Below are 23269 nucleotides of genomic sequence, written 5' to 3'. Positions count from 1 at the left end.
GGTGCCCGGAGTGCTGCACCACCGGGCCTCACTACAACCAAGGAGTATCGATGCAATACGCGAACATCCTGTTCTCGGTCGAGCAAGGCGTCGCCCGCCTGACACTCAACCGCCCCGACAAGCTCAACAGCTTCACTGGCGACATGCATGCCGAACTGCGTGACGCACTGGACCGCGTGCACGCCGACCATGCCGCGCGCGTGCTGGTGCTGAGCGGCGCCGGGCGGGCCTTCTGCGCCGGCCAGGACCTCGCCGACCCCGACATGGCCACGCAGCCCGACGGCCGCCTACCCGACATCGGCGACGTCGTCGACAAGAACTACAAGCCGCTGGTGCTGCGCCTGCAGAACCTGCGCGTACCCACCATCGCCGCCGTCAATGGCATCGCCGCCGGTGCCGGCGCCAGCCTGGCGCTGGCCTGCGACCTGGTGGTGGCGACGAAGTCAGCGTCCTTCCTGCAGGCGTTCAGCAAGATCGGCCTCATCCCCGACACCGGCGGCACCTGGTTCCTGCCCCAGCGCGTCGGCATGGCACGCGCCATGGGCCTGGCCCTGCTCGCCGACAAGCTGCCCGCGGAGAAGGCCGCCGACTGGGGCCTGATCTGGGCCGCGTACGACGACGCCGAGTTCGGCGCCAAGGTCGACGCGCTCGCCACCCAGCTCGCCGCCATGCCCACCAAGGCGCTGGTGCGCACCCGCCAGGCCATGCACGCCGCCCCCGGCCACACCCTCGAACAGCAGCTCTCCTTCGAAGGCGGCTTCATGCGCGAGCTGGGCTGGAGCGCGGACTACGCCGAGGGCGTCGCCGCCTTCATGGAAAAGCGCGCGCCGAAGTTTACCGGCCAGTAAGCGCTCAGCGCTGCATCCGCAGGCGGCGGACGAGCCCCCAGGCCACCGCCGCCGTAACGGCTGCCGACACGCCGATACCGGTGATCATGGGCTGCGCGCTCCCGTCCATGCTCGCACCCAGCCACTGCCCCACCGCAAACGCCGACAACATCATCAGGCAGCCGCTGAGCGCCGAGGCCGCACCGGCCGCGTGCGGAAACGGGCCCACCGCGCCCGCCTGTCCGCAGGGCTGGTGAATGCCATGGCCGAGCATGTAAAGCAACATCGGCAGCATGATCGGCCACACCCCGGCAACGCCCGACCACGCCAGCGCGGCCATCACGCCGCCGCCCGCGAGCGACAGCGCACCCCCGACCACGACTGTCCGCTGCACCCCCAGGCGCTTGAGCAGGGCGCGGCAAAGGAAGGTGCCGACCAGGTAGGCAAGCGCCATCAGGCACATCAACAAGCCGTAGTGAACCTTCGTTACCCCGAACAAGGTGATGAAGACGAAGGACGAAGCCGCGAGAAAGGTGAACAGGCCGGCATACGTCGTCATCGCCAGCAGCGCAAAGGCGATGAACTGGGGATGGCGGACGATGCCCATCCACGTTGCCAGCAAGGCTGAGGGACGCAAGGCGCGCGGATCCGGACAAGCCAGGGTCTCCTCGAAGCGCATCGCGATCAGCGCCAGCGTACCGCCGCCGAACACGGCGAGCGTCAGCAGGGCCGCGCGCCAGCCCCACAACTCGGCCACGACGCCGCCGAGCGGAATGCTCAGGCACGCGATGACACCGAGCCCGGACAGGCCCTTGCTGATCGCGCGCGCGCCAGCCTCGGGGGCGTAAAGATCGCGTACCAGTGCGCGCGCGCACATCACCACCGCCCCCATCGCCGCCCCCTGGGCAAGCCGCCACGCCAGCAGCGTATCGATCGTCCCGGCAAACGCACTGCCGACCGCCGCCAAGGTGTAGATCGACAGACCGAGCAAGAGCACAGGCTTGCGCCCGAAGCGGTCCGACACCGGCCCCCACACCAGCTGCGAACACCCGAAGGCCAGCAGCAGCCCCGACAGGGTGAGCTGCGCCTGCCCGACCGACGCGCCGAGCGCATGCGTGAGCGAAGGCAGCGCCGGCAGGTAGAGGTCGGTGGTGACGGGCTGGATGCCCAGCAGCAAGGACAGGGCAAGGACCACGAAGGCCCCCGACATGGCTGGCGCCGAGGCGCTTGCGGTCGTCATGACAGGGGCCCGTTGCAGCACTGCGGGGGCGCGGGGCCCGGGGCAGCGGCGGTGTTGATCTTCTTCATGCAGGTGGGGCCCATTCGGTTGCGCAGCCCCCGTGGCGCGGCGGCATCATTCGGCGTCAGGCTGGTTGCCGGGTGCCGCCAGCCTGAAAGCCTCGATGGTCTCGCAATTCGCGGCGATGCGCACGATATTCGGCATCGTCGACAGGTCGCAGCCGAAGCGCCGGGCATTGAACACCTGCGGCACCAGGCAGCAGTCTGCAAGCCCTGGCACATCGCCATGACAGAAGTCGCCGGTACGCCTGTCGCCGGCCAGCAGCGCCTCGACCGCGCCCAGCCCGGCAAGCACCCAGTGCCGGTACCAGTCGGTTTTCTGGCTGTCGGCGGCGCCGAGCACCTCGCCCAGATACTGCAGCACACGCAGGTTGTTGATCGGATGGATGTCGCACGCGATGGCGAGAGCGATCGCACGCACGCGGGCTCGATCGAGCGGCGCCTGCGGCAGCAAGGCCGGCCGTGGATGGACCTCCTCGAGGTACTCGATGATTGCCAGCGACTGGCCGAGCACCTCGCCCCCATCCTCCAGCGCAGGCACGAGCCCGGCCGGGTTCAGTTGCAGGTAGGCAGGCTGGCGATGTTCGCCGCCGCCGCGCACGAGGTGTACGGGCACCGCGTCGTAGGCCAGCCCCTTGAGCCCGAGCGCGATGCGCACGCGATAGGCTGCGGAGCTGCGGAAATAGGTGTAGAGCCTCATCGTCTATCCTTTCAGATGCAAGGGCGTCAGCCACCCAGCAGATGCACCAGCCACAACGAAAGACCGGGGAAAAGCGCCAGCAGGATGATGCGCACACCGTCCGACGCCAGGAAGGGCAGCACGCCGCGGAAGGTCTCGCGCATCGGAATGTCGCGCGCCAGGCTGTTGATGATGAACACGTTCATGCCCACCGGCGGCGTGATCAGGCCGATCTCGACCACCATCAGGGCAAGGATGCCGAACCAGATCGCCTTGTCCGTCGGGTTGAGCCCCCAGAAATCGAGCCCCATCACGATCGGCAGGAAGATCGGGATGGTGAGCAGGATCATCGACAGGCTGTCCATGACGCAGCCCAGCACCAGGTAGATGAGGATGATGCCGATCAGCACCGCAGCAGGCGTGAGGCCGCTCTCGAGCACCCAGCCGGCCAGGGCCTGCGGCATCTGCGACAGGGCCAGGAAGGCATTGAGCACGTCGGCACCGAGCAGGATCAGGAAGATCATCGCGGTCGACTCGGCGGCACCGAACACGGCGTGCGCGAGCCCCTTGAGATCGAGCTCGCGCGACGCCACTGCGAGCGCCGCGGTGGCGATGGTCCCCACCGCCGCCGCCTCGGTCGGGGTGAAGATGCCGCCATAGATGCCGCCGATCACCACCACGAATACGGTCACGATCGGCCACACGCGGGCGACCGCCGTCATGCGCTCGGCCCACGACTTGCGCGTCGAGGCCGGGCCGGCGTCGGGCACCACGCGGGCATAGATGGCCACCACCAGCATGTAGCCGAGCATCGCGATCAGGCCGGGAATGAGCGCGGCCATGAACATCGCCGCGACGTTCTGCTCCGCGAGGATGGCATAGATCACCAGCACCACCGAAGGCGGGATCAGGATGCCGAGCGTGCCGCCGGCGGCAAGTGCCCCTGTGGCGAGGGCCGGCGAATAGCGGTTGCGCCTGAGTTCGGGCAACGCCACCTTGCCCATCGTCGCCGCGGTGGCGAGCGAGGAGCCACAGATGGCACCGAAGCCGGCGCAGGCGCCGATTGCACTCATCGCCACGCCGCCGCGGTAGTGGCCGAGGAAGGCGTTGGTGGCCTCGAACAGCCGGCGTGACAAGCCCCCGTGTGAGGCGATGTTGCCCATCAGCAGGAAGAGCGGCACCACCGACAGGTCGTAGACCGAGAAGCGCCCGTAGGCGAGGTGCTTGAAATAGCTCATCAGCGGGTCCCAACCGGAGACTGCGATGTAGCCAATGGCGCCGCCAAGCAGCATGGCCATGCCGATGTGGATGCGCAGGGCGAGCAGGACAAGGGTCAGCCCACCCACCAGGAAGCCAATGGTCACGCTACTCATTGCTCGCCCACCTCGTTGTGCATCTGCCCCTTCCAGGCGGTGTACAGGGCGGTGAGGGCAAGCAGCAGGAAGCCCGGCCCAAGCGTGAGATAGGACCACCACAGCGGCCAGCCCAGGATCATGGTGCTCTCACCCGTTTGCGAGGCTTCCCAGGCACCGACGAAACTGCGCCAGGCGATCACTGCAGCCCCCAGCGCAAGCACGACCGAGGCGATACGATCGAGCACGCGGCGCACCCGGGCCGAGGCGTTGTGGGTGAAGAAATCGACAATGACGTGGGCGTTCTTCATCTGTGCATAGGGCAGACAGGCAGCGATCGCGAGCGCACACGCCATCTGCACGAGTTCGACGTCGCCCAGCACCGGCGCATCGAACAGCCAGCGTCCGAGCACGCTGTACACCGAGACACCGCAGGCAGCGAACAGCAGCACCGCGCCCCCCAGCGCAGAGAGCTGCGACCATGCAAACAGAAAGTGCCCGACCGGATCGCGCGGGCCGGGGTCGCGCTGGTCGTCGAGCTGGGGAATGACTTCGGCCATGGCGGGGCCTCCGGACTGCCGGGGTTGTGCGATTGGCGGCCCGCCCGCGGGCGCGGCAGGCCGCCAGCAGGTCAGCGGGCGCTGTGCGTGGCGATCAGCGCGCGCGCGGTATCGAGCATCTCCTGGCCCGGATAGCCCTTGCCGCTGACCTCCTTCACCCACTCTGCGGCGAGACGATCGCCAACCTTCACCCATTCGGCCGCCTCGCTCGCCGGGATGGTATGGAACTGGTTGCCGCGATCGACCGCCTGCTGGCGAGCCGCAGGTGCCGACTCGTCCCAGGCGCGACCGATCGCCGCCGAGAAATCGGCACCGGAGTTGGCATCAATGACCTTCTTGAGCTCGTCCGGCAGGCTGTCGTAGCGGGCCTTGTTCATCGCAATGGTGAAGAAGGTGGTGTAGAGCGAGGGCTGCGAGGCGTCCATCTCGGTGTGGTACTTGGTCATCTCATGCAGCTTCATGGTCGGGATCACCTCCCATGGCAGCACGTAGCCGTCGACCACGCCCTTGGACACCGCCTCGGGCGTCTGCGGCATCGGCATGGCCACCGGGGTCGCGCCGAGATGGGCGATCATGCGGTTCGTGAGCCGCGTCGGCGCGCGCATCTTCAGGCCGCGGAAGTCGGACATGCGGGTGATCGGACGCTTGTTGTTGTGGATGTGGCCGGCGTCATGCACATGGAAGGCGAGCGGCTTGACCGACTCGAAGTCCTTCTGGCCGAACTGCTCGTAGTAGGCCCAGGCCGCACGGCTCGCGCCTTCGGCATTGTGGGTCATGAAGGGCAGTTCGAAGACCTCCACCGACGGGAAGCGGCCCGCCGTGTACCCGGGCAGGGTCCACACGATGTCGGCAACGCCGTCTGCCGCCTGCTGGATGAGTTGGGCAGGCGTGCCTCCAAGCTGCATGGCCGGGAAGATCTGGCACTTGAGCCGGTTGTCCGACTCGGCGGCAATCTTCGCGCACCAGGGTTCGAGGATCTTCTGCTGGCTGAGCGCGGTAGCAGGCCAGAAATGCGCGACCTTGAGCACGATCTCCTCGGCGCGGACCGGGGCAGCGAACAGGGTGGCAGTGGCGGCGGCCAGGCCGATCAGGGCTTTCAGCTTCATGTGTCTCACTCCTCTCAAGCGTTTCTGTGTGACTGCGGGTTTTGCCGGCGCTGGTGCGAGCCTTCTGCGGGTCATCGCCAGGCCGGGGGGGGGGAAGCTCAGGACTGGACTGCGGTGACGCGGTTCTCGATGGCGCCGAAGATGCTGCGCCCCTCGCGGTCGAACATCTCGATGCGTACGACGTCGCCATCGCGCATGAAGGGCGTGGCGGGCGTGCCCTGTTCGATGGTTTCGTAGGTGCGCAACTCCGCCAGGCAGCAGTAGCCGACGCCACCGTGCTCGATCGACGAGCCCCACAGGTCGCCCTGCTTGTTGGATACCGTCCCCGAGCCGATGACGGAGCCGGCCTCGAGCTCGCGGGTACGTGCCACATGGGCGACGAGCTGGCCGAAGTCGAAGGTCATGTCGACACCCGCCTCGGGCTTGCCGAACAAGGCGCCGTTCAGGTGCACGACGAGCGGCAGGTGCAGCTTGGCGTCCCTCCAGGCATCGCCGAGTTCATCGGGCGTGACCGCTACCGGACTGAACGCAGAGGCGGGCTTGCTCTGGAAGAAACCGAAGCCCTTCGCGAGCTCGTTGGGGATCAGGTTGCGCAGGCTGACATCGTTGACCAGCATCACCAGGCGGATCGCGCGCGCCGCATCGGCGGGCGTCGCCCCCATCGGCACATCGCCGGTCACCACCGTAACCTCAGCCTCGAAGTCGATCCCCCAGCGCTCATCAGCCACCACCGCGTCGCGCGGCCCGATGAAGCTGTCCGAGCCACCCTGGTACATCAGCGGGTCGGTGTAGAACGAGGGCGGCATCTCGGCATTGCGTGCCCTGCGCACCAGCTCCACGTGGTTGATGTATGCAGAACCGTCGGCCCACTGGTAGGCGCGCGGCAACGGCGAATGGCAGGCGGCCTGGTCGAACGGCTGCGACTCGATCGCTGCGCTGTTCAGGGCTTCGTACACCTGGCGCAGCTGCGGCTCGCAGGACTGCCAGTCGTCGAGCGCGGCCTGCAGGCTGCGCGCAATCGCCGGGACGGCCCGGCAGCGCGCCAGGTCACGGCTGACGACGACCAGGGTGCCGTCGCGGCCGCCGTGCTTGAGGGTGGCGAGTTTCACTGGAACATCTCCTTGTAGCTGCCGTCGTGCATCCAGGCAGCATGCTTGGGCGCCTTGCGGGTCTGCGCCCACTCCTCGAGCATCTCCCACTTCACCTTGTCGAGGGCTTCCAGCATGCCGGGCCGATGGGTATTGCAGGCCAGCTCGAGACGGTGGCCGTTGGGATCGAAGAAGTAGATCGACTGGAACAGCGCATGGTCGGTCGGCCCCACCACGTCGATGCCCTCGGATTCGAGGCGAGCCTTGGTGGCGAGCAGGGTGTCCATGGAATCGACCTCGAGCGCGAGGTGCTGCGTCCATGCCGGGGTGTTCTCGTCGCGCCCCATCGGCGCACGGGTGGGGAGCTCGAAGAAGGCGAGCACGTTACCCATGCCGGCATCCATGAAGATATGCATGTAGGGATCAGGCTCTCCGGTCGACGGCACCGCGTCCTCGGCGATCGACAGCACCAGCTTCATGCCCAGGTGCTTCTCGTACCAGCGCGCAGTCTGGAGCGCGTCCTTGCAGCGGTAGGCTACGTGATGAATCTTGTTCACGATCGGCGTCATTGCAGTCTCCTTCTCCTTCCTGGTTCCAGGGTTCGCGCCCCATGTTTCGTTTATCGCCCGATAAGGCATGCCCACATTACAGGCGAAAAACTAATATCATTCCAACAGCTTTTTCAGATTCATTTATCGGGATATCTGATGAATATCACGCTCCGCCAACTCCGCGCCTTCGTCGCCGTGGCGCGCAACGGGAGCTTCACCCTGGCGGCCGAGAGTCTGTTCCTGACCCAGTCGGCGTTGAGCGGCCTCATCAAGGAACTCGAACAGTCGCTCGGCGTGCGCCTGTTCGACCGCAGCACGCGACGCATCCAGCTCTCGGAGATCGGTCGCGGCATCTATCCGCTGATCGACAAGATCCTCACCGACCTCGATGGCGTGGTCGACGAGGTCACCAACCTGAAGGCACTCAAGAAAGGCGTGGTACGGGTGGCAGCCCCACAGTTGATGGCATGCACCCTGCTGCCCGAGGTGATCGCAGCCTATCGCGCACGGCATCCCGAGGTGGATATCCGCCTGATCGACTGCGCCGTGGAGAGCGTGACCTCGCGGGTGTTCTCCGGAGAGGTGGATTTTGGTGTCGGCCCCGAGCGCGACCCGAGCTCGGACATCGACGCTGCACCGCTTTTCGAACTGCCCTTCCATGCGGTGTTCCCGCACGGACACGCGCTCGGTGCGCTACAGGCCGTGCGCTGGTCGGACCTGGTGCACCACCCGCTGATCACCCTGCAGGGCCAGTTCACGGAACGCCTGTCGGTGGACCTGCACAATGCAATGCGCGAAGTCGACCTCGACCCCGCCACCACCGTGACCTTCATGTCGACCGCCCTCAGCATGGTGGCATCCGGGCTCGGGGTGACAATCTGCATCCCCTATGCCGCTTCGCTGGTGCGTCTTTACCAGCTCGACATGCGCCCGCTGGTGGAGCCCGAGGTCACGCGCCGCTTTTACGTCTTCAGTCGCAATGGGCGCTCGCTGTCGCCCGCGGCACACAGCTTCCGCGACATGCTGTTCGAGCATGTCGCGGACATCGGCTGCGGCGCCCGGGACTGAGCGCCGCAGCCGACGAGGGCGTGGCGAGCGCGGCTCAGCCCTCGGCCGCCACGCCCTCACGCGCGAGTTTCAGCGCCTCGCGCAGCACGGCGATGTCACCGACATGGTTGGCGAGGAGCAGGATCAGGCGGGCGTTGAGCATCTCGCTCTGCTCGTCGCTGAGTTCGCGGTGGGCGTCGATGAGCGCCTCGTAGAAATCGTCGCCGGGCGAAAAGGCACGGAAGTAACGCTTGCCGGGTTCGGCCAGGTTGGGCTGCAGGTTCAGGGCCATGACGATCTCCTTCAGGCGTTGCAGGTGGCACGGACGAGGGCCGCTCGCACCCGCTCGGTGTCGAGCAGGCGCCAGCGCGCAGCCACATGCTGGTCGGGACGGATGAGATAGGTGGTTCCGGGCCTCATGTCGTAGCGCTCGCGCACACGCCCCTTGGCGTCGATCAGCGTACGCAGGCCGGCAGGCGCCCGCCCGCGGGCCGCGACGATGACGGGCTCGAGCGCGATACCGCCATCAGCGAGCGCCTGCACGGTGGCGAGGTTGGTGTCCGCGAGGGCGGATGCATCGTCGACGTAATGCAGTACCTGGAAGCGGTTCCCGAGCACCTGCAGCAGCCAGGCGTGGCCATCGGCCGCGAGCACCGGCGCGTCGTCCATCGGCGCTCCCGGCACCATGGTGCCGGCAAAGTCGTCCTCGTCGGGCGTGTTGAGGCTCGATGCGGTCAGGTAGCTCGGCACCGACAGGCGCCCGGAATTGACGAGGGCGCGAGCGAAGGGATGATGTTCGGCCAGGCCCAGGACGGCGTTACGGAAGGTCTTGCTGGTGCGGCTCTTCGGGGTGATGAAGTCGGTCGAGCGCGTCGAGTTCATGATGTTCTCGTCCGCCGCGAAACCGCGCTCTTCGGTGTAGCTGTCGAGCAGCTTCGGCGGCGCCTTGCCGTCCATCACGAGCTTGAGCTTCCACACCAGGTTGTCGGCGTCCTGGATGCCCGAGTTGGCGCCGCGCGCTCCGAACGGCGATACCTGATGCGCCGCATCGCCGACGAAGAGCACGCGCCCATGGTTGAAGCTGCTCATCCGCCGGCACTGGAAGGTGTAGACGCTGACCCATTCGAGCTCGAACTCGCGCTCGTCCCCGATCATGGCCTTGATGCGCGGAATCACGTTCTCGGGCTTCTTTTCCTGCTCGGGATCGGCGTCCCAGCCGAGCTGGAAATCGATGCGGAAGACGTTGTCGGCCTGGCGATGCAGCAGCACCGACTGATTGGGATGGAACGGTGGGTCGAACCAGAACCAGCGCTCGGTCGGGAAGTCGGCCTTCATCACCACGTCGGCGATCAGGAAGCGGTCCATGAAGATCTTGCCCTCGATGTCGAGGCCGAGCATGCTGCGGATCGGGCTGCGCGCGCCGTCGGCGACGACCAGCCAGTCGGTGGTGAGCGAATAGGCTCCGTCCGGCGTCTCCACACGCAGCCCCGCCTTGTCGTCGCCGGGCGTGACGCCGATGACGTTGTTCCGGAAGCGGATTTCCAGGTTGGGAAGCTGGCGGGCGCGGCGGACGAGGTATTCCTCGAGGTAATACTGCTGCAGGTTGATCATGCCCGGACGATGATGGTCAGGCTCAGGGCAGAGGTTGAAGTTGAAGACTTCGTCCTCCCGAAAGAAGGTGCGCCCGACGTTCCAGGACACACCTTTGGCGACCATCTCCTCGCCGCAGCCGAGGCGGTCGAGGATCTCGAGCGCGCGCTTGGCGTAGCACACGCCACGCGACCCGATGGATACGGTGTCGTCGTTGTCGAGCACCAGCACGCGCTGGCCCTGCTGGGCGAGGTCGATCGCAGTGCACAGGCCAACCGGGCCGGCACCGACGATGATCACGGGATGGTGCCCTTCCCGCCCCTCGTCGATCTCGGGTGGTCGGACATATTCGAACTTCGGGTATGTGTACGTGCTCAGCACGGCGGTCTCCTCCTGGTGTTGGTTCGCTCCGGCCTCACGTCTGGGCGTGAGTTCGACCGGATACGGGCGCCCACGGCGGGCACCCGATCCCTCTGCTGCGGGGCCTGGCGCAATCTGCGTCCTTCAGTGCGGCACCTCAGGCCTGCAGCGCATGCCACATCTGCTGGTCGCGCTCGGCCGTCCAGATGCGCGGGTCGGCGATGCCGCTCGCCTCGTCATGGGCACGCGTCACATCGAACGGCAGGCAGTGCTCGTAGATGAAGACGTGGCCGAACTTCGGGTCCATGTTCTTGCGCGTGTGCGCCATCGCCGCCTTCAGGTCCATGCCCTGCGCCACCGCCTCCTGTGCGCTGAGGTACAGCGTGGAGACGAAATCGCGCGTGTAGGCCAGCCCTGCCTGCACGGCAGCAGGCGTCATCAGGGCGGGGCCGCGCCCCGGGACGAGCTTGGCGAAGTTCATCGCGGCAAGCCTGTCGAGCGTCTGCGGCCACTCGGCGAGATAGGCGTCGCCGGTGTAACAGGCCGCGTCCGCCTCGACCAGATCACCCGAGAAGCAGATCTGCTGAGCAGGCAGGTACACGATGGTGTCGCCCTTGGTATGGCCTCGGCCGATCTGCTTGATCTTCACCTCGAGCTTGCCCAGCCAGAGCGTCATCTCGCCCTCGAAGCTCATCGTCGGCCAGGTCAGGCCGGGCACGCTCTCGACAGCCTGGAACAGGCGCGGGAAGCGGCCGATCTCCGAATCCATGTCCTGCTGGCCGCGCTCAACGATCAGATCGTAGGTGTCGCGGCTGGCGATGACCTCCTGCAAGCCTTCGCGCTTGTAGCCCGAAGCGCCGAGCACGCGGACAGCGTGATAGTGGGTCAGCACGACATACTTGATCGGCAGGTCGGTGATCTCGCGAACCTTGGCGATGACGCCCTGCGCTGCTACCGGCGTCGCCGTCGCGTCGATGATCATGACGGCGTCGTCGCCGATGATGACGCCGGTGTTGGGGTCGCCCTCAGCAGTGTAGGCGTAGGCGTTATCGGACAGCTTCTCCCAGCTGATCTTCTTCTCTTCGACGTCGGCCTGCGATGCAAACTTCTTGCTGTTCATGATCGTGTGTCTCCTGCATTGACTGGGTGCGTCGAATCCTAGACCGCGATTTGCCTATAGTCAATCGATTTGCTATTAACAAATCCGAAGGCCATGATGAGACCGACCGTGGCACGCGCACGGAAGCTGCTAACATTCGCCGCGATTCAGGAGGGAGTCATGCAGGACAACACGCCGGCGGTAGCCGACACCGAACGCAGCGAACGGCGCGGCATCCAGTCCATCGAGGTCGGCGGCGCCCTGCTGCAGGCCCTGGTGCGCAGCGGCAAGCCGATGATCCTGAAGGAGCTCGCGCGCGAGGCGGGCATGCCGCCCGCCAAGGCCCACCCCTACCTGGTGAGCTTCGGCAAGCTCGGCCTCATCGAACAGAACCCGCTGACCGGGCGTTACGGCCTGGGGCCCTTTGCCCTGCAGGTCGGGCTGACTGCCCTTCACGGACTTGACCCGCTCAAGGCCGCGATTCCCGAGGTCGCTCGCCTGGCCGACGACATCGAGCTCAACGTCGCCATCGCGGTATGGGGAAACCTGGGTCCGACCATCGTTCACATCGAGGAATGCAGCAAGCAGATCCACGTCAACATGCGCCCCGGCACGGTGATGACGCCCTTGCTGCTGTCGGCCACCGGACGGGTGTTCGCGGCTTTCCTGCCCGAGCGCATCGTCGCGCCGATCCTCGCCGGCGAGACTGCGGCTGAGCCCGCCTCGGCGACCGACCTGACGGCCACCTCGCCCGAGGCGGCAGAGCAGCTCCTACAGGAAGTGCGCCGGCACCGCCTGGCGCGCGCGCTCGGCAACCCCATCCCCGGCATCAATGCGTTCTCCGCGCCGGTCTTCAACGACGTCGGGCAGCTCACGCTCGCGATCACGGCGATGGGCCCCGCAGGCAGCTTCGACACCGCCTGGGATGGCGCGACCGCACAACGTGTGCGCACCTGCGCACAGGTCGTCGCGGCCCGCCTGGGCGCCGCGGCTCAGTCGCCCAGCGCGGGCGTGTAGAAGCGGTGGTGGCCGCGGCCGCCGTGCTTGACCGCATAGAGGGCGAGGTCGGCCCGCCTGAGCAGGCTCTGCGCGTCGCCTCCGTGCTCGGGCGCCAGCACGATGCCGATCGAGGCCGACACGCACCCCTCGCCCTTCTCCAGCACGAAGGGCGTTGCGATCGCCTCGCCGATGCGCAGGGCAATCTCCTCGACGTCGTCCATACCGCCGATCTCGTTGAGGATGACAGCGAATTCGTCACCGCCGAGGCGGGCAACGGTGTCCGATTCGCGCACACAGGCGTTCAGGCGCTCGCCCGCTTCGACCAGCAGGGCGTCACCGGCGAGATGCCCCAGGCGGTCGTTTACAGCCTTGAAGCGGTCGAGGTCCACGAACAGCAGCGCGAAGGCCGAACCTCGCCGGTGCGCCCCCGCCAGCGCGGAAGCGAGGCGGTCGTCGAACAGCGCCCGGTTCGGCAGGCCGGTCAGCGGATCATGGTCTGCCCGGTAGCGGATCTTGTCCTCGAGCGCCTTGCGGCTGGTAATGTCGCTGAGGGTGGCGATGTAGCCCTGAATGTCGTCGGCGGCACCGACGCGGACGATCGAAATCCACTGCACGTAAAGGTCGCCGCTCTTGCGCCGGTTCCACATCTCGCCCTGCCAGTTGCCCTCGCGGGCGAGGCTGTCATACATCTGGGCAAAGTAGTCGGCATCATGACGCCCGGACGCAAGCAGAGCAGGCGTGCGGCCAAGCACCTCCGCAGCGGCATAGCCGGTAATGCGGCAGAAGGCGGGATTGACCTGGGTGATGCGGGACTCGGCGTCGGTCACGATGATGCCCTCGGCTGCGCCGTCGAACACCGCGCGGTAGCGCGCCTCGCTCTCTGCAAGCTGGCGCGCGCTGTGCCGATGCAGATCGACCTCGTCCGCCAGCTTGCGATTGGCGTCGGCAAGCTCGCCTGTGCGCAGCGCGATGAGGCGCTCCTGGTCGGCATTGATCGCGCGCACCACGCGCAGGTGGCGGCGGTTGACCAGCAACAGGCCATGGATCAGCCCGGCGGAGATCAGGAAGGCGAGCAGGTGCATGGCCCCGGTGCGCAGGCGCTGGGTGTCACGCATGGCAATCAGCGCCTGCGCAGGCATGGTGACCGAGATGCCGCCGCGGACGTCACCGACCTCGTAGCCCTGATTGCCATGGCACTGCAGGCAGGCCGGCACCACCAACAGCGGCGCCATGTAGCGATGGGTCTGGGTGTCGCCCGCAGCGACGAGCTCCAGCACTTCCGCCTCGCCACGCTCGAAGCGCCGTAGCGCCTCGCGCTCCCAGGGGTCGGGCGCATTGCCCGGGCGGATGGGGGACAGGCTCGTGATACGCACGCGCACGCCCTGCTTGGCCTCGGCGAGTTCGGCGATCTGTCGCGTCATGTAGGCCGGATTGACCATGGTGAGACGGCGCCCGTCCGCGCTGTCGATATCGCGCGCAGGATGCTCGAGGTAAGGATTGGGCTGGCCCTCGTCCGAGACAAGGACATACACGCCTCCGTGGCGCGCATTCCATTCGCGCGTGGTCTCGACCAGCGCGAACAGCGTCGCGCCACGCTCGCGCGCCAGGGCGAGCACGCTGCGATCGATCGACCGCCACTCGAGCGCCAGCAGGACGCCGAACAACAAGGCGCACACGAGATACCCCAAGGCGACAGCCGAGGCAAAGCCCCCCTCGCGCAGCGCGCGACGGCCTTCGGGGATGGGCTCGCGGGGCGGACTCATACGCCTAGTCTAGACCGTCGGAAAGATGGCTGGGAAGCTCATGCATCCACAGTGGAGACCGTCGTCCGCCCGGGCGCGGCCACTGCCTCCTCGTCCTCGCTGCCCAGAAAACCGCCGCTCTGATGCGCCCAGAGGCGCGCATACAGCCCCCCCTGGGCAAGCAGGCTGCGGTGATCGCCCTCCTCCACGATCCGCCCACGGTCCATCACCACCAGGCGGTCCATGGCGGCGATCGTAGACAGCCGGTGCGCGATCGCCACCACGGTCTTGCCTTCCATGAGACGGTAGAGGCTCTCCTGGATCGCGGCCTCGACCTCGGAGTCGAGCGCACTGGTGGCCTCATCGAGCAGCAGGATGGGCGCGTCCTTCAGCATCACGCGCGCGATCGCGATGCGCTGGCGCTGGCCGCCGGAGAGCTTGACGCCGCGCTCGCCCACATGGGCGTCGTAGCCGCGCCGCCCCTTGGGGTCGGTGAGGCCGAGAATGAAGTCGTGCGCTTCGGCACGCTTGGCTGCCGCAATCATGTCCGCATCGGAGGCATCGGGGCGGCCGTAGAGGATGTTGTCTCGCACCGAACGGTGCAGCAGCGAGGTGTCCTGGGTGACCATACCGATCTGCGCGCGCAGGCTGTTCTGGGTGACGCTGGCGATGTCCTGGCCGTCGATCAGGATGCGGCCCTGCTCGAGGTCGTAGAAGCGCAACAGCAGGTTCACCAGGGTCGACTTGCCCGCGCCCGAGCGCCCGACCACGCCGATCTTCTCGCCCGCGCGGATGGTGAGCGTGAAATCGTCGATCACCCGCCGCGCCTGCGCGCCCGTCGCACCATAGGCGAAGCCGAGGTGCTCGAAGCGGACTTCGCCACGGCTCACCACCAGCGGCCTGGCATCCGCGCGATCCACAACCGCATGCGGGCGCGACAAGGTGTTGATGCCGTCCTGCACGGTGCCGACGTTCTCGAACAGCGAGGCCATCTCCCACATCACCCAGTGCGACATGCCATTGAGGCGCAGCGCCATCGCGGTCGCCGCCGCCACCGCGCCAACGCCGACCTGGCCCTGGCTCCACAGCCACAGCGCCACCCCGCTGGTGGAGAGGATGAGGCCCATCGACAAGCTGTGCACGACGATCTCGATGCCGCTCACCAGGCGCATCTGCGCATGCACCGTGTGCAGGAACTCCTGCATCGCGCCCCGTGCGTAGCCTGCCTCACGGCCAGCGTGGGAGAACAGCTTGACGGTGGCGATGTTGGTGTAGGCGTCGGTGATGCGCCCGGTCATCAGTGCACGGGCGTCGGCCTGGACGCGCGACACCTTCGACAGGCGCGGCACGAACCAGCGCAGCACCAGTGCATAGAGCGCCAGCCAACCCAGGAAGGGGGCGAGGAACCAGACGTCGAAGCTCGCCACCACCAGGGTGAGAGTGACGAAGTAGATGGTCACGAAGACCAGGATGTCGGTCATGATCAGGCAGGTATCGCGCACCGCGAGCGCGGTCTGCATGACCTTGGCCGAGACCCGGCCGGCGAATTCATCCTGGTAGAAGCTCATGCTCTGGCCGAGCATCAGACGGTGGAAGTTCCAGCGCAGCCGCATCGGGAAATTGCCCGCCAGGCTCTGGTGCTTGAGCATGGTCTGCACCGCCACCAGCGCGATGCTGCCGACGATAATGGCCGCAAGCAGCAGCAGGGTGCCACCCTCGTCGGCCCACAAGCGCGCGGGTTCGACCGCAGCGAGCCAGTCGACCACCTTGCCGAGCATGGCGAACAGCAAGGCCTCGAAGGCGCCGATGCTCGCGGTGAGCAGCATCATGCCGAGGATGAAGGGCCGCATGCCCTCTGTACCCGCCCACAGGAAGGCGAAGAAGCCGCGCGGCGCAGGGCCGGGCGCGGCTTCGGGATAGGGGTCGATACGACGTTCGAACCAGCTGAAAGGCACTGATGGGCTCCTCGATGATCTCGGCATGTGACAGCCAGAGTGTGCCGTGGTTGCCCGCACAATGGCAAAAAGCCCCGTACGGGGCTGGGCCGCGCGAGGCCGCGCGAGGACTGCTGTAGGAGCGGCGCCAGCCGCGAGGGGTTGAAGGCGACGGCGCCAGGGCGCTGCACAACAACACCTCGCGGCTGGCGCCGCTCCTACATGGGGGGCAGCAGCACGGGGGGCAGCGCCCCCGTGTGAGCTTACATCGCCGGTGCGCTGCTGCGAATCAGGTGATCGAAGGCCGACAGCGAAGCCTTGGAGCCTTCGCCCATGGCGATGATGATCTGCTTGTACGGCACCGTGGTGCAGTCGCCGGCAGCGAAGATGCCCGGCACCGAGGTCTGACCCTTGGCATCGACGATGACCTCGCCGAAGCGCGACAGCTCGACCGTGCCCTTGAGGAAGTCGGTATTGGGCAGCAGACCGATCTGCACGAAGATGCCCTCGAGCTCGACGCGGTGCACCTGCTCGGTGTTACGGTCCTTGTACACCAGGCCGTTGACCTTGTCGGTGCCGGTAACCTCGGTGGTCTGCGCGCTCTTGATGACGCTGACGTTGGGCAGGCTGTAGAGCTTCTTCTGCAGCACGGCGTCGGCACGCAGGTCATCGGCGAACTCGAGCAGGGTCACATGAGCGACCACGCCGGCGAGGTCGATCGCGGCCTCGACACCCGAGTTGCCACCACCGATCACCGCGACGCGCTTGCCCTTGAACAGCGGGCCGTCGCAGTGCGGGCAGTAGGCCACGCCCTTGCCGCGGAACGCCTTCTCGCCGGGCACGTTCATCTCGCGCCAGCGCGCACCGGTGGCGACGATCACGGTCTTGGCCCTGAGGCTGGCGCCGTTCTCCATCTTTACTTCGTGCAGGTTCTCGCCCGGCACCACGGCGGCGACGCGCTGCAGGTTCATGACGTCGACTTCATATTCCTTGACGTGCTCCTCGAGGGCCGCGACCAGCTTGGGACCTTCGGTGTACTTCACCGAGATGAAGTTCTCGATCGCCATCGTATCCATCACCTGGCCACCGAAGCGTTCGGCGACCACGCCGGTGCGAATACCCTTGCGTGCAGCGTAGATCGCCGCCGCCGCACCCGCTGGGCCACCGCCCACCACCAGCACGTCGAATGCAGCCTTCTCGGCCAGTTTCCTGGCGTCGCGCGCCGCAGCGCCGGTGTCGACCTTGGCCAGGATCTGGCCCAGTTCGAGGCGGCCCTGGTCGAACTCCTCGCCATTCAGATAGACGGTGGGCACCGCCATGATCTGGCGCTCCTCCACTTCCTTCTGGAACAGTGCGCCGTCGATCATGGTGTGGCGGATCTTCGGGTTGAGCACTGCCATCAGGTTCAGGGCCTGCACCACATCCGGGCAGTTATGGCAGGACAGCGAGATGTAGGTCTCGAAATTGAGCTCGACGTCGAGGGTCCTGATCTGCTCGATCACCTCGGCCTCGACCTTGGGCGGGTAGCCACCGGCCTGCAGCAGGGCAAGGATCAGCGAGGTGAATTCGTGGCCCATGGGCAGGCCGGCGAAGCGCACACGCGCCTCTCCACCACGCGGCCCGACCGAGAACGAGGGCTTGCGCTCGTCGTCATCGCGGCGCTCTACCAGGGTGATGAGCTTGGACTGCTCGACCACGTCGTGCAGCAGTTCGAGCATTTCCTTGGACTTGGGACCATCGTCCAGCGACGCCACGATCTCGATCGGCTGCGTCACCCGCTCCAGGTAGGCTTTCAGTTGAGTCTTGATGTTGGCGTCAAGCATGACGGTTGTTCCTTTGGATGATTCCGGCCGCTGCGGTTTTGAGCGGTCCTGATACGACACAGCCGGCACGGGGCCGGCTGCTGGATTCACGGCCCGGACCCCATGGGCCCGGGCAGATGCTGCGGCCTGCTTAGATCTTGCCGACCAGGTCGATCGACGGCGCCAGCGTGGCTTCGCCTTCCTTCCACTTGGCCGGGCAGACTTCGTTCGGGTGCGACGCGACGTACTGGGCGGCCTTGAGCTTGCGCACGGTTTCGGTCACGTCACGGGCGATGGCGTTGTCGTGCACTTCCATCGTCTTGATGACGCCTTCCGGGTCGATCACGAAGGTGCCGCGCAGAGCCAGACCAGCTTCCTCGATATGCACGCCGAAAGCGCGGGTCAGCTGGTGAGTGGGGTCGCCAACCAGGGGGAACTGGGCCTTGCCGACCGCCGGCGAGGTTTCGTGCCAGACCTTGTGCGAGAAGTGGGTGTCGGTGGTGACGATGTACACCTCGGCACCAGCCTTCTGGAACTCGGCGTAGTGCTCGGCAGCGTCCTCGATCTCGGTCGGGCAGTTGAAAGTGAAGGCAGCCGGCATGAAGATCAGCACGGACCACTTGCCCTTCAGGTCGGCTTCGGTCACTTCGATGAACTTGCCATTCTTGAAGGCTTGGGCTTTGAACGGCTGGACTTGGGTGTTGATCAGCGACATGTAGTTGCTCCAGGAGGGGTTGCAGGACGTTGGGTGAAACTCGACGGATGACAGTCTAGATCGGCGCCATGCATTGATCTAATTGATTATCGAGATACTCTCGATTGAAACAACCTATCAGAGAAAGCAGGCGCCAGGGCGCCCCATCGATTTCAGCATCATACGTCAGGGCATACGCGCGGATTTCAAGCCCCGGCAAGGTGCCTGCGCACCGAGATGGCAGCCCCCAGCCAACCGAGCAGCGCGGCGAAGGCAACGATGGCCAGTGCAGCACGCCAGTCCGGCCCACTGAGCACGAACACCGCGCCGTAGGTCTCGGCCAGCGCGGTGACCGGGGCAGAGAGCGCCCGCACGCCCAGCGACACCGTACCCAGGGCAACCAAGCCGCCGAGCGCGCCCTGGAGGCCACCAAACCAGTAGAACGGCCGCCGGATGAAGGGGTCGGTGGCGCCCAGCAGGCGGCTGACGGCGATCTCCTGGCGTTGCGTCAGAATCTGCAGGCGGATGGTGTTGAAGGTGACGATCACCAGCGCAAAGCCGAGCAAGCCCGCCAGCATGAGCACGGCAGAGCGTCCGAGCCCAAGCAGCGCATGCAGGCGCTTGACCCAGGCCGAATCGAGCTGGACATGGGCCACCTTGGGCCACGCCGCCATCTGCTCGGCCATGCGCTCGAACAGCTCCGGATCCTCCTCACGCAATGACAGCACGAAGGCATCGGGCAGCGGGTTGGCGCTGAGCCCGCCGAGGACGTCACCCAGGCCGCTCGCTTCGAGCTGGCGCAGAGCCTCGTCGCGCGCCACGAAACGATAGCTGCCGAGGTCGGGCGTTGCCTTCAGGCGCTGCTCGATGGCGGCGCGATCCTCGGGCCCGGCGTCCATGTCGAGAAAGAGACTGATCTCGGGAGCGCCCGAGACGCCGCGCGCCAGCGAGGACACATTGTCCAGCAGCAGGTAGCCGCCGCCCGGCAGCGACAGCGCGATGCCGACCACCAGCGCGGACAGCAGGGTGCTCAACGGCTGGGCGGCAAGGCGGCGCAACGCATGGGCGATGGCGCGCAGGTGCAGGTAAAGCCAATGGATCATGCTGCCTCCATGGCCGGGCGCCCGGTGGGACGCGAGTCCTCCACGAGTTGCCCCTTCGCGAGCACGAGCCGGCGCGGCCGGCTCGCCGAGAACAGACTGGCATCATGCGTGGAGATGAGCACGGTCACCCCGGCCTGATTGAAGGAGCGGAACAGCTCGGCAATGTCCGCCGCATAGGCGGGATCAAGATGCGCCGTAGGTTCGTCGGCAATCAGGATGGAGGGCCTGTTGACGATGGCACGTGCGATCGCTACCCGCTGCTGCTCGCCACCGGAGAGACCTGCGGGCATTTCCTTGCCACGCCCGTCCAGACCGACACGCTCGAGCGCCGCCCCGACCCGGCGAGCGGCATCACCCGGCGGATGGCCAGTGATGACGAGAGGCAGCATTACGTTGTCGAACACGCTGCGGTCGAACAACAGGCGGCTCTCCTGCAGCACCAGGCCGAGGTTGCGCCGCAGGTAGGGAATGGCGGTGCGCGGCAGATGGGAAACATCCTGCCCATTGATGAGCACACGCCCGGCGCTCGGACGCTCGATCACCGGGATGAGCTTGAGCAGCGTGCTCTTGCCCGCACCCGAGTGACCGGACAGCACGACGAGTTCGCCGTGGCGGACCTCGAAACTGATCCCGGCCAACGCCGTATAGCCGCCCGCATAGCGCTTGGCCACGCCCTCGAAGACGATCATCTGCGCGCTTCCGCTCCCGCCTTTACCGCACCTGCACCAGGTTCGAACAAGGCATCCACGAACTCGCGCGCCCTGAAGGGCTGCAGGTCGTCGATACCCTCGCCGACACCGATGAAGCGCAGCGGCTTGGGGCATTGGCGCGCGATCGCCGCCAGCACACCGCCCTTGGCGGTGCCATCGAGCTTGGTCACCACCAGGCCGGTGACGCCGATCGCCTTGTCGAAGGCCTTGACCTGGGCGAGCGCGTTCTGGCCGATGTTGGCGTCGAGCACCAGCAGCACCTCATGCGGGCCGCTCGGGTCGGCCTTGGCGATCACCCGGCGCACCTTGGCGATTTCTTCCATCAGGTGGAGCTGGGTGGGGAGGCGCCCGGCGGTGTCGGCGAGCACGACGTCGATCTTGCGCGCACGCGCGGCGTTGATGGCATCGAAGATGACCGCTGCGGCATCGCCGCCCTCCTGGGCGACCACGGTGACGTTGTTGCGCTCACCCCAGGTCATCAGCTGCTCGCGCGCAGCGGCGCGGAAGGTATCGCCGGCCGCCAGCAGCACACTCTTGCCCTGGGCCTGGAAATACTTTGCCAGCTTGCCGATCGAGGTCGTCTTGCCCGAGCCATTGACGCCCGCGATCATGATGATGAAGGGCTGGTGGCTGCCAAGCTCAAGCGCCTGCTCGAGCGGCGCAATGATGCCGTGCAGGCCGTCGGCGAGCGCCTTCTGCAGCTGGTCGGCGGTTTCCAGGCGGTCGCGCTTCCAGCGCATGCGCAGGTCGTCGATGAGGTACTGGGTGGCATCTACACCGCAATCGGCCATCAACAAGGTGGATTCGAGTTCCTCGAGCAGATCCTCGTCGATCTTGCGCAGGCCGAAGAGGTTGGCCAGGCCACCGCCGATCTGCTGACGCGTGCGCGCCAGCCCTGCCTTGAGGCGCTCACCCCAGGACAGGCGCGGCGCCGGCGCCACCACCGTCTCGGCCACGGCTGCAGGCTCCCCCTTCGCAGGCACCACTTCGGCGACGGCTTCAGCCGCTGGCTGCGCGACCTCGACCGCCGGCACTGCAGCGGCCGCTGCGGCCGGGTCGATCGCCGCAGGCGCGGGAACGCCAACCTCGGCCGTCGGTTCCGCTACTGCGGGCGCCACGTCCTCGGGCTTTGGGGACTTCTTCTTCAGGAAACCAAACATGAAACGCTCGGGTCAGAGAGGTCGTTTTGCGTCGGCACGCACGGCACCCGTTGCGTGGGCGCCCGCCTCCGATCACGCTAAGATGCGGCTCCGCGGCACGCGCCGGCCCTGCCTGCGCCCGTACTGCGAAATGCCGCGAATTCTAACAGATGCAGGACAACTCCATGTTTCGCTCACCCCGCCTTCGTTCAGTGCTGCTGGGCATTGCGGCAGCCACCCTGGCCGCATCGCCCGCCCTCGCCAACCCGTTCGAGACCACGCTTGCAAACGGCATGAAGCTGATCGTAAAGGAAGACCGCCGCGCGCCCTCCGTGGTGCACATGGTCTGGTACAACGCTGGCGCGATGGACGAGCCGGACGGCGTGTCGGGCGTGGCCCACGTACTCGAACACATGATGTTCAAGGGCACGCGAGAGGTCGGCCCGGGCGAGTTCAACAAGCGCGTCGCCGCCGTCGGCGGGCGTGACAATGCATTCACCGGCAAGGACTACACCGCCTACTTTCAGCAGGTGCCGCCCGCCCATCTGCCGGCGATGATGGCACTCGAGGCCGACCGCATGCAGAACCTGGTGCTCACCGACGACGAGTTCGCGCGTGAGCTCGAGGTCGTGAAGGAGGAACGCCGCCTGCGCACCGACGACCAACCGCGCGCGCTGGTCTACGAGCAGCTGATGGCCACCGCCTTCCAGGCTCATCCCTACCGCCGCCCGGTGATCGGCTGGATGCCCGACCTCGAGGCCATGCAACCCGAGGACGCCCGCGAGTGGTACCGGCGCTGGTATGCGCCCAACAATGCCTGGCTGGTGGTCGTGGGCGACGTCGACCACCAACAGGTCTTCCGCGACGCCGAGCAGCACTACGGCGCGATCCCGGCACGCGCCCTGCCCGAGCGCCGCATCTCGCCCGAGCCTGCCCAGCGCGGTCCGCGCAGCTCGGAGGTGCGGGCACCGGCCGAACTGCCCTACCTTGCCATGGCCTGGCAGGTGCCCACCCTGCGCGACCCGGCAAACGAGCGCGAACCTTACGCGCTGCAGGTGCTCGCCGCAGTGCTCGACGGCTATGACGGCGCCCGCCTCACCCGCCGCCTGGTGCGCGACGAACAGCTCGCGGTGTCGGTCGGCGCGGGCTACGACGGCAGCGGCCGCGGCCCGTCGCTGTTCTACCTCGACGGCGTACCCGCCCCGGGGCGCACGGTAGATGAACTCCAGGCCGCGCTGCGCGCCGAACTGCAGCGCGTCCGCGACCACGGCATCAGCGCGGAAGAGCTCGCCCGCGTCAAGACCCAGGCCATCGCCAGCCGCGTCTACAAGCGCGACTCGCTGATGGGCCAGGCGATGGAGATCGGCTACCTGGAGTCGGCAGGCCTGTCCTGGCGCGACGAGGACAGGCTGCTCGAAGGCCTGCGCGCAGTCACTGCGGACGAGGTGCAAGCGGTGGCGCGGCGCTATTTCGACGACGCCAGCCTCAGCATCGCCCGTCTCGACCCGCAGCCGCTCGGCGAACAACGCCCGCGCTCGCCCTTCGCCCCCGCCCGCCACTGACGCCTCAGCACAGGAAACCGCTGCAA

21 protein-coding genes are annotated in these 23269 nt (G+C 66.9%); 4 read left to right on the top strand and 17 right to left on the bottom strand.

Features of this window, described 5'->3' with window-relative positions; translation table 11 throughout:
• Positions 1 to 50 precede the first annotated feature (50 nt).
• Complete coding sequence (gene paaG / locus LQF09_RS03975) at positions 51 to 848, top strand: 2-(1,2-epoxy-1,2-dihydrophenyl)acetyl-CoA isomerase PaaG (RefSeq protein ID WP_270069248.1); 798 nt, start codon at positions 51 to 53, stop codon at positions 846 to 848.
• 4 nt (positions 849 to 852) lie between these two features.
• Here paaG and LQF09_RS03970 read toward each other — a convergent pair whose 3' ends face one another.
• The 7 genes from LQF09_RS03970 to LQF09_RS03940 all read right to left on the bottom strand — a co-directional run bounded on the left by LQF09_RS03970 (position 853) and on the right by LQF09_RS03940 (position 7480).
• Positions 853 to 2067 (bottom strand): multidrug effflux MFS transporter, encoded by a 1215-nt coding sequence (locus LQF09_RS03970; RefSeq protein WP_270069247.1) that lies wholly within the window; start codon positions 2065 to 2067, stop codon positions 853 to 855.
• A gap of 114 nt (positions 2068 to 2181) precedes the next feature.
• Positions 2182 to 2826, bottom strand: a complete 645-nt coding sequence (maiA, locus tag LQF09_RS03965; protein ID WP_002930480.1) for a maleylacetoacetate isomerase — start codon at positions 2824 to 2826, stop codon at positions 2182 to 2184.
• A 26-nt stretch (positions 2827 to 2852) separates the two neighbouring features.
• Positions 2853 to 4178: a TRAP transporter large permease gene (locus tag LQF09_RS03960; protein ID WP_002930478.1), complete on the bottom strand. Its 1326-nt coding sequence runs from the start codon at positions 4176 to 4178 to the stop codon at positions 2853 to 2855.
• Positions 4175 to 4717, bottom strand: coding sequence for a TRAP transporter small permease (locus LQF09_RS03955; protein ID WP_002930476.1), 543 nt, complete (start codon positions 4715 to 4717; stop codon positions 4175 to 4177). Before LQF09_RS03955 ends, LQF09_RS03960 begins: the two co-directional genes overlap by 4 nt.
• Positions 4718 to 4788: 71 nt before the next feature.
• Positions 4789 to 5823: a TRAP transporter substrate-binding protein gene (locus LQF09_RS03950; RefSeq protein ID WP_002930470.1), complete on the bottom strand. Its 1035-nt coding sequence runs from the start codon at positions 5821 to 5823 to the stop codon at positions 4789 to 4791.
• Positions 5824 to 5921: 98 nt separating this feature from the next.
• Complete coding sequence (locus LQF09_RS03945) at positions 5922 to 6932, bottom strand: fumarylacetoacetate hydrolase family protein (protein WP_002930468.1); 1011 nt, start codon at positions 6930 to 6932, stop codon at positions 5922 to 5924.
• Entirely contained in the window at positions 6929 to 7480 is a 552-nt protein-coding gene (locus LQF09_RS03940) for a VOC family protein (protein WP_002930467.1), read from the bottom strand. Before LQF09_RS03940 ends, LQF09_RS03945 begins: the two co-directional genes overlap by 4 nt.
• A gap of 138 nt (positions 7481 to 7618) precedes the next feature.
• On the opposite strand from LQF09_RS03940, the gene LQF09_RS03935 reads away from it, so the two are divergent.
• A complete protein-coding gene (locus LQF09_RS03935; protein WP_002930466.1) occupies positions 7619 to 8530 on the top strand; it encodes a LysR family transcriptional regulator in 912 nt (303 codons plus the stop codon).
• A gap of 34 nt (positions 8531 to 8564) precedes the next feature.
• Here the strand turns inward: LQF09_RS03935 and LQF09_RS03930 are convergent, their stop codons facing one another.
• The 3 genes from LQF09_RS03930 to LQF09_RS03920 form a co-directional block, all read right to left on the bottom strand.
• A complete protein-coding gene (locus LQF09_RS03930) occupies positions 8565 to 8801 on the bottom strand; it encodes a DUF2783 domain-containing protein (RefSeq protein ID WP_002930465.1) in 237 nt (78 codons plus the stop codon).
• Between the two features lie 11 nt (positions 8802 to 8812).
• On the bottom strand, positions 8813 to 10480 hold the full coding sequence (locus LQF09_RS03925; RefSeq protein WP_002930464.1) for an FAD-dependent oxidoreductase: 1668 nt from the start codon (positions 10478 to 10480) through the stop codon (positions 8813 to 8815).
• 136 nt (positions 10481 to 10616) lie between these two features.
• The gene (locus tag LQF09_RS03920; RefSeq protein WP_002930461.1) at positions 10617 to 11579 is read right to left on the bottom strand and encodes an MBL fold metallo-hydrolase; all 963 of its coding nucleotides are present in this window, start codon (positions 11577 to 11579) and stop codon (positions 10617 to 10619) included.
• Positions 11580 to 11738: 159 nt separating this feature from the next.
• Between LQF09_RS03920 and LQF09_RS03915 the strand changes: the two genes are divergently transcribed.
• Positions 11739 to 12575 carry an IclR family transcriptional regulator gene (locus LQF09_RS03915; RefSeq protein ID WP_270069246.1) on the top strand — a complete coding sequence of 279 codons (837 nt, stop codon included), beginning with the start codon at positions 11739 to 11741 and terminating at the stop codon, positions 12573 to 12575.
• Here LQF09_RS03915 and LQF09_RS03910 read toward each other — a convergent pair.
• The 7 genes from LQF09_RS03910 to ftsY all read right to left on the bottom strand — a co-directional run bounded on the left by LQF09_RS03910 (position 12551) and on the right by ftsY (position 21702).
• Positions 12551 to 14320, bottom strand: coding sequence for a diguanylate cyclase domain-containing protein (locus tag LQF09_RS03910; RefSeq protein WP_270069245.1), 1770 nt, complete (start codon positions 14318 to 14320; stop codon positions 12551 to 12553). The two genes, LQF09_RS03915 and LQF09_RS03910, sit on opposite strands and share 25 nt — an antisense overlap.
• 38 nt (positions 14321 to 14358) lie before the next feature.
• Positions 14359 to 16254 carry an ABC transporter ATP-binding protein gene (locus LQF09_RS03905; protein ID WP_002930455.1) on the bottom strand — a complete coding sequence of 632 codons (1896 nt, stop codon included), beginning with the start codon at positions 16252 to 16254 and terminating at the stop codon, positions 14359 to 14361.
• Between the two features lie 242 nt (positions 16255 to 16496).
• Positions 16497 to 18056: an alkyl hydroperoxide reductase subunit F gene (ahpF, locus tag LQF09_RS03900; protein WP_270069244.1), complete on the bottom strand. Its 1560-nt coding sequence runs from the start codon at positions 18054 to 18056 to the stop codon at positions 16497 to 16499.
• Between the two features lie 130 nt (positions 18057 to 18186).
• Positions 18187 to 18750 carry an alkyl hydroperoxide reductase subunit C gene (gene ahpC / locus LQF09_RS03895; RefSeq protein WP_002930451.1) on the bottom strand — a complete coding sequence of 188 codons (564 nt, stop codon included), beginning with the start codon at positions 18748 to 18750 and terminating at the stop codon, positions 18187 to 18189.
• A gap of 185 nt (positions 18751 to 18935) precedes the next feature.
• Complete coding sequence (gene ftsX / locus LQF09_RS03890; RefSeq protein ID WP_002938475.1) at positions 18936 to 19832, bottom strand: permease-like cell division protein FtsX; 897 nt, start codon at positions 19830 to 19832, stop codon at positions 18936 to 18938.
• Positions 19829 to 20521 (bottom strand): cell division ATP-binding protein FtsE, encoded by a 693-nt coding sequence (locus LQF09_RS03885; protein ID WP_002930448.1) that lies wholly within the window; start codon positions 20519 to 20521, stop codon positions 19829 to 19831. Before LQF09_RS03885 ends, ftsX begins: the two co-directional genes overlap by 4 nt.
• Positions 20518 to 21702 carry a signal recognition particle-docking protein FtsY gene (gene ftsY, locus LQF09_RS03880; protein ID WP_270069243.1) on the bottom strand — a complete coding sequence of 395 codons (1185 nt, stop codon included), beginning with the start codon at positions 21700 to 21702 and terminating at the stop codon, positions 20518 to 20520. Before ftsY ends, LQF09_RS03885 begins: the two co-directional genes overlap by 4 nt.
• A gap of 164 nt (positions 21703 to 21866) precedes the next feature.
• Here ftsY and LQF09_RS03875 point away from each other — a divergent pair, with 164 nt between their 5' ends.
• Complete coding sequence (locus tag LQF09_RS03875; protein ID WP_002930446.1) at positions 21867 to 23243, top strand: M16 family metallopeptidase; 1377 nt, start codon at positions 21867 to 21869, stop codon at positions 23241 to 23243.
• Positions 23244 to 23269 lie beyond the last annotated feature (26 nt).

It is taken from the genome of Thauera sp. WB-2 (assembly GCF_027594845.1).
Taxonomy (GTDB): domain Bacteria; phylum Pseudomonadota; class Gammaproteobacteria; order Burkholderiales; family Rhodocyclaceae; genus Thauera; species Thauera mechernichensis.
This window is presented reverse-complemented; position numbering and strand designations above follow the sequence as displayed.

What these genes read in the sequence shown, in the direction of transcription:
- paaG (WP_270069248.1), top strand. Translation starts at nt 51, where the DNA reads ATGCAATACGCGAACATCCTGTTCTCGGTCGAGCAAGGCGTCGCCCGC.
- LQF09_RS03970 (WP_270069247.1), bottom strand. Translation starts at nt 2,067, where the DNA reads ATGACGACCGCAAGCGCCTCGGCGCCAGCCATGTCGGGGGCCTTCGTG.
- maiA (WP_002930480.1), bottom strand. Translation starts at nt 2,826, where the DNA reads ATGAGGCTCTACACCTATTTCCGCAGCTCCGCAGCCTATCGCGTGCGC.
- LQF09_RS03960 (WP_002930478.1), bottom strand. Translation starts at nt 4,178, where the DNA reads ATGAGTAGCGTGACCATTGGCTTCCTGGTGGGTGGGCTGACCCTTGTC.
- LQF09_RS03955 (WP_002930476.1), bottom strand. Translation starts at nt 4,717, where the DNA reads ATGGCCGAAGTCATTCCCCAGCTCGACGACCAGCGCGACCCCGGCCCG.
- LQF09_RS03950 (WP_002930470.1), bottom strand. Translation starts at nt 5,823, where the DNA reads ATGAAGCTGAAAGCCCTGATCGGCCTGGCCGCCGCCACTGCCACCCTG.
- LQF09_RS03940 (WP_002930467.1), bottom strand. Translation starts at nt 7,480, where the DNA reads ATGACGCCGATCGTGAACAAGATTCATCACGTAGCCTACCGCTGCAAG.
- LQF09_RS03935 (WP_002930466.1), top strand. Translation starts at nt 7,619, where the DNA reads ATGAATATCACGCTCCGCCAACTCCGCGCCTTCGTCGCCGTGGCGCGC.
- LQF09_RS03930 (WP_002930465.1), bottom strand. Translation starts at nt 8,801, where the DNA reads ATGGCCCTGAACCTGCAGCCCAACCTGGCCGAACCCGGCAAGCGTTAC.
- LQF09_RS03920 (WP_002930461.1), bottom strand. Translation starts at nt 11,579, where the DNA reads ATGAACAGCAAGAAGTTTGCATCGCAGGCCGACGTCGAAGAGAAGAAG.
- LQF09_RS03915 (WP_270069246.1), top strand. Translation starts at nt 11,739, where the DNA reads ATGCAGGACAACACGCCGGCGGTAGCCGACACCGAACGCAGCGAACGG.
- LQF09_RS03910 (WP_270069245.1), bottom strand. Translation starts at nt 14,320, where the DNA reads ATGAGTCCGCCCCGCGAGCCCATCCCCGAAGGCCGTCGCGCGCTGCGC.
- ahpF (WP_270069244.1), bottom strand. Translation starts at nt 18,056, where the DNA reads ATGCTTGACGCCAACATCAAGACTCAACTGAAAGCCTACCTGGAGCGG.
- ahpC (WP_002930451.1), bottom strand. Translation starts at nt 18,750, where the DNA reads ATGTCGCTGATCAACACCCAAGTCCAGCCGTTCAAAGCCCAAGCCTTC.
- ftsX (WP_002938475.1), bottom strand. Translation starts at nt 19,832, where the DNA reads ATGATCCATTGGCTTTACCTGCACCTGCGCGCCATCGCCCATGCGTTG.
- LQF09_RS03885 (WP_002930448.1), bottom strand. Translation starts at nt 20,521, where the DNA reads ATGATCGTCTTCGAGGGCGTGGCCAAGCGCTATGCGGGCGGCTATACG.
- ftsY (WP_270069243.1), bottom strand. Translation starts at nt 21,702, where the DNA reads ATGTTTGGTTTCCTGAAGAAGAAGTCCCCAAAGCCCGAGGACGTGGCG.
- LQF09_RS03875 (WP_002930446.1), top strand. Translation starts at nt 21,867, where the DNA reads ATGTTTCGCTCACCCCGCCTTCGTTCAGTGCTGCTGGGCATTGCGGCA.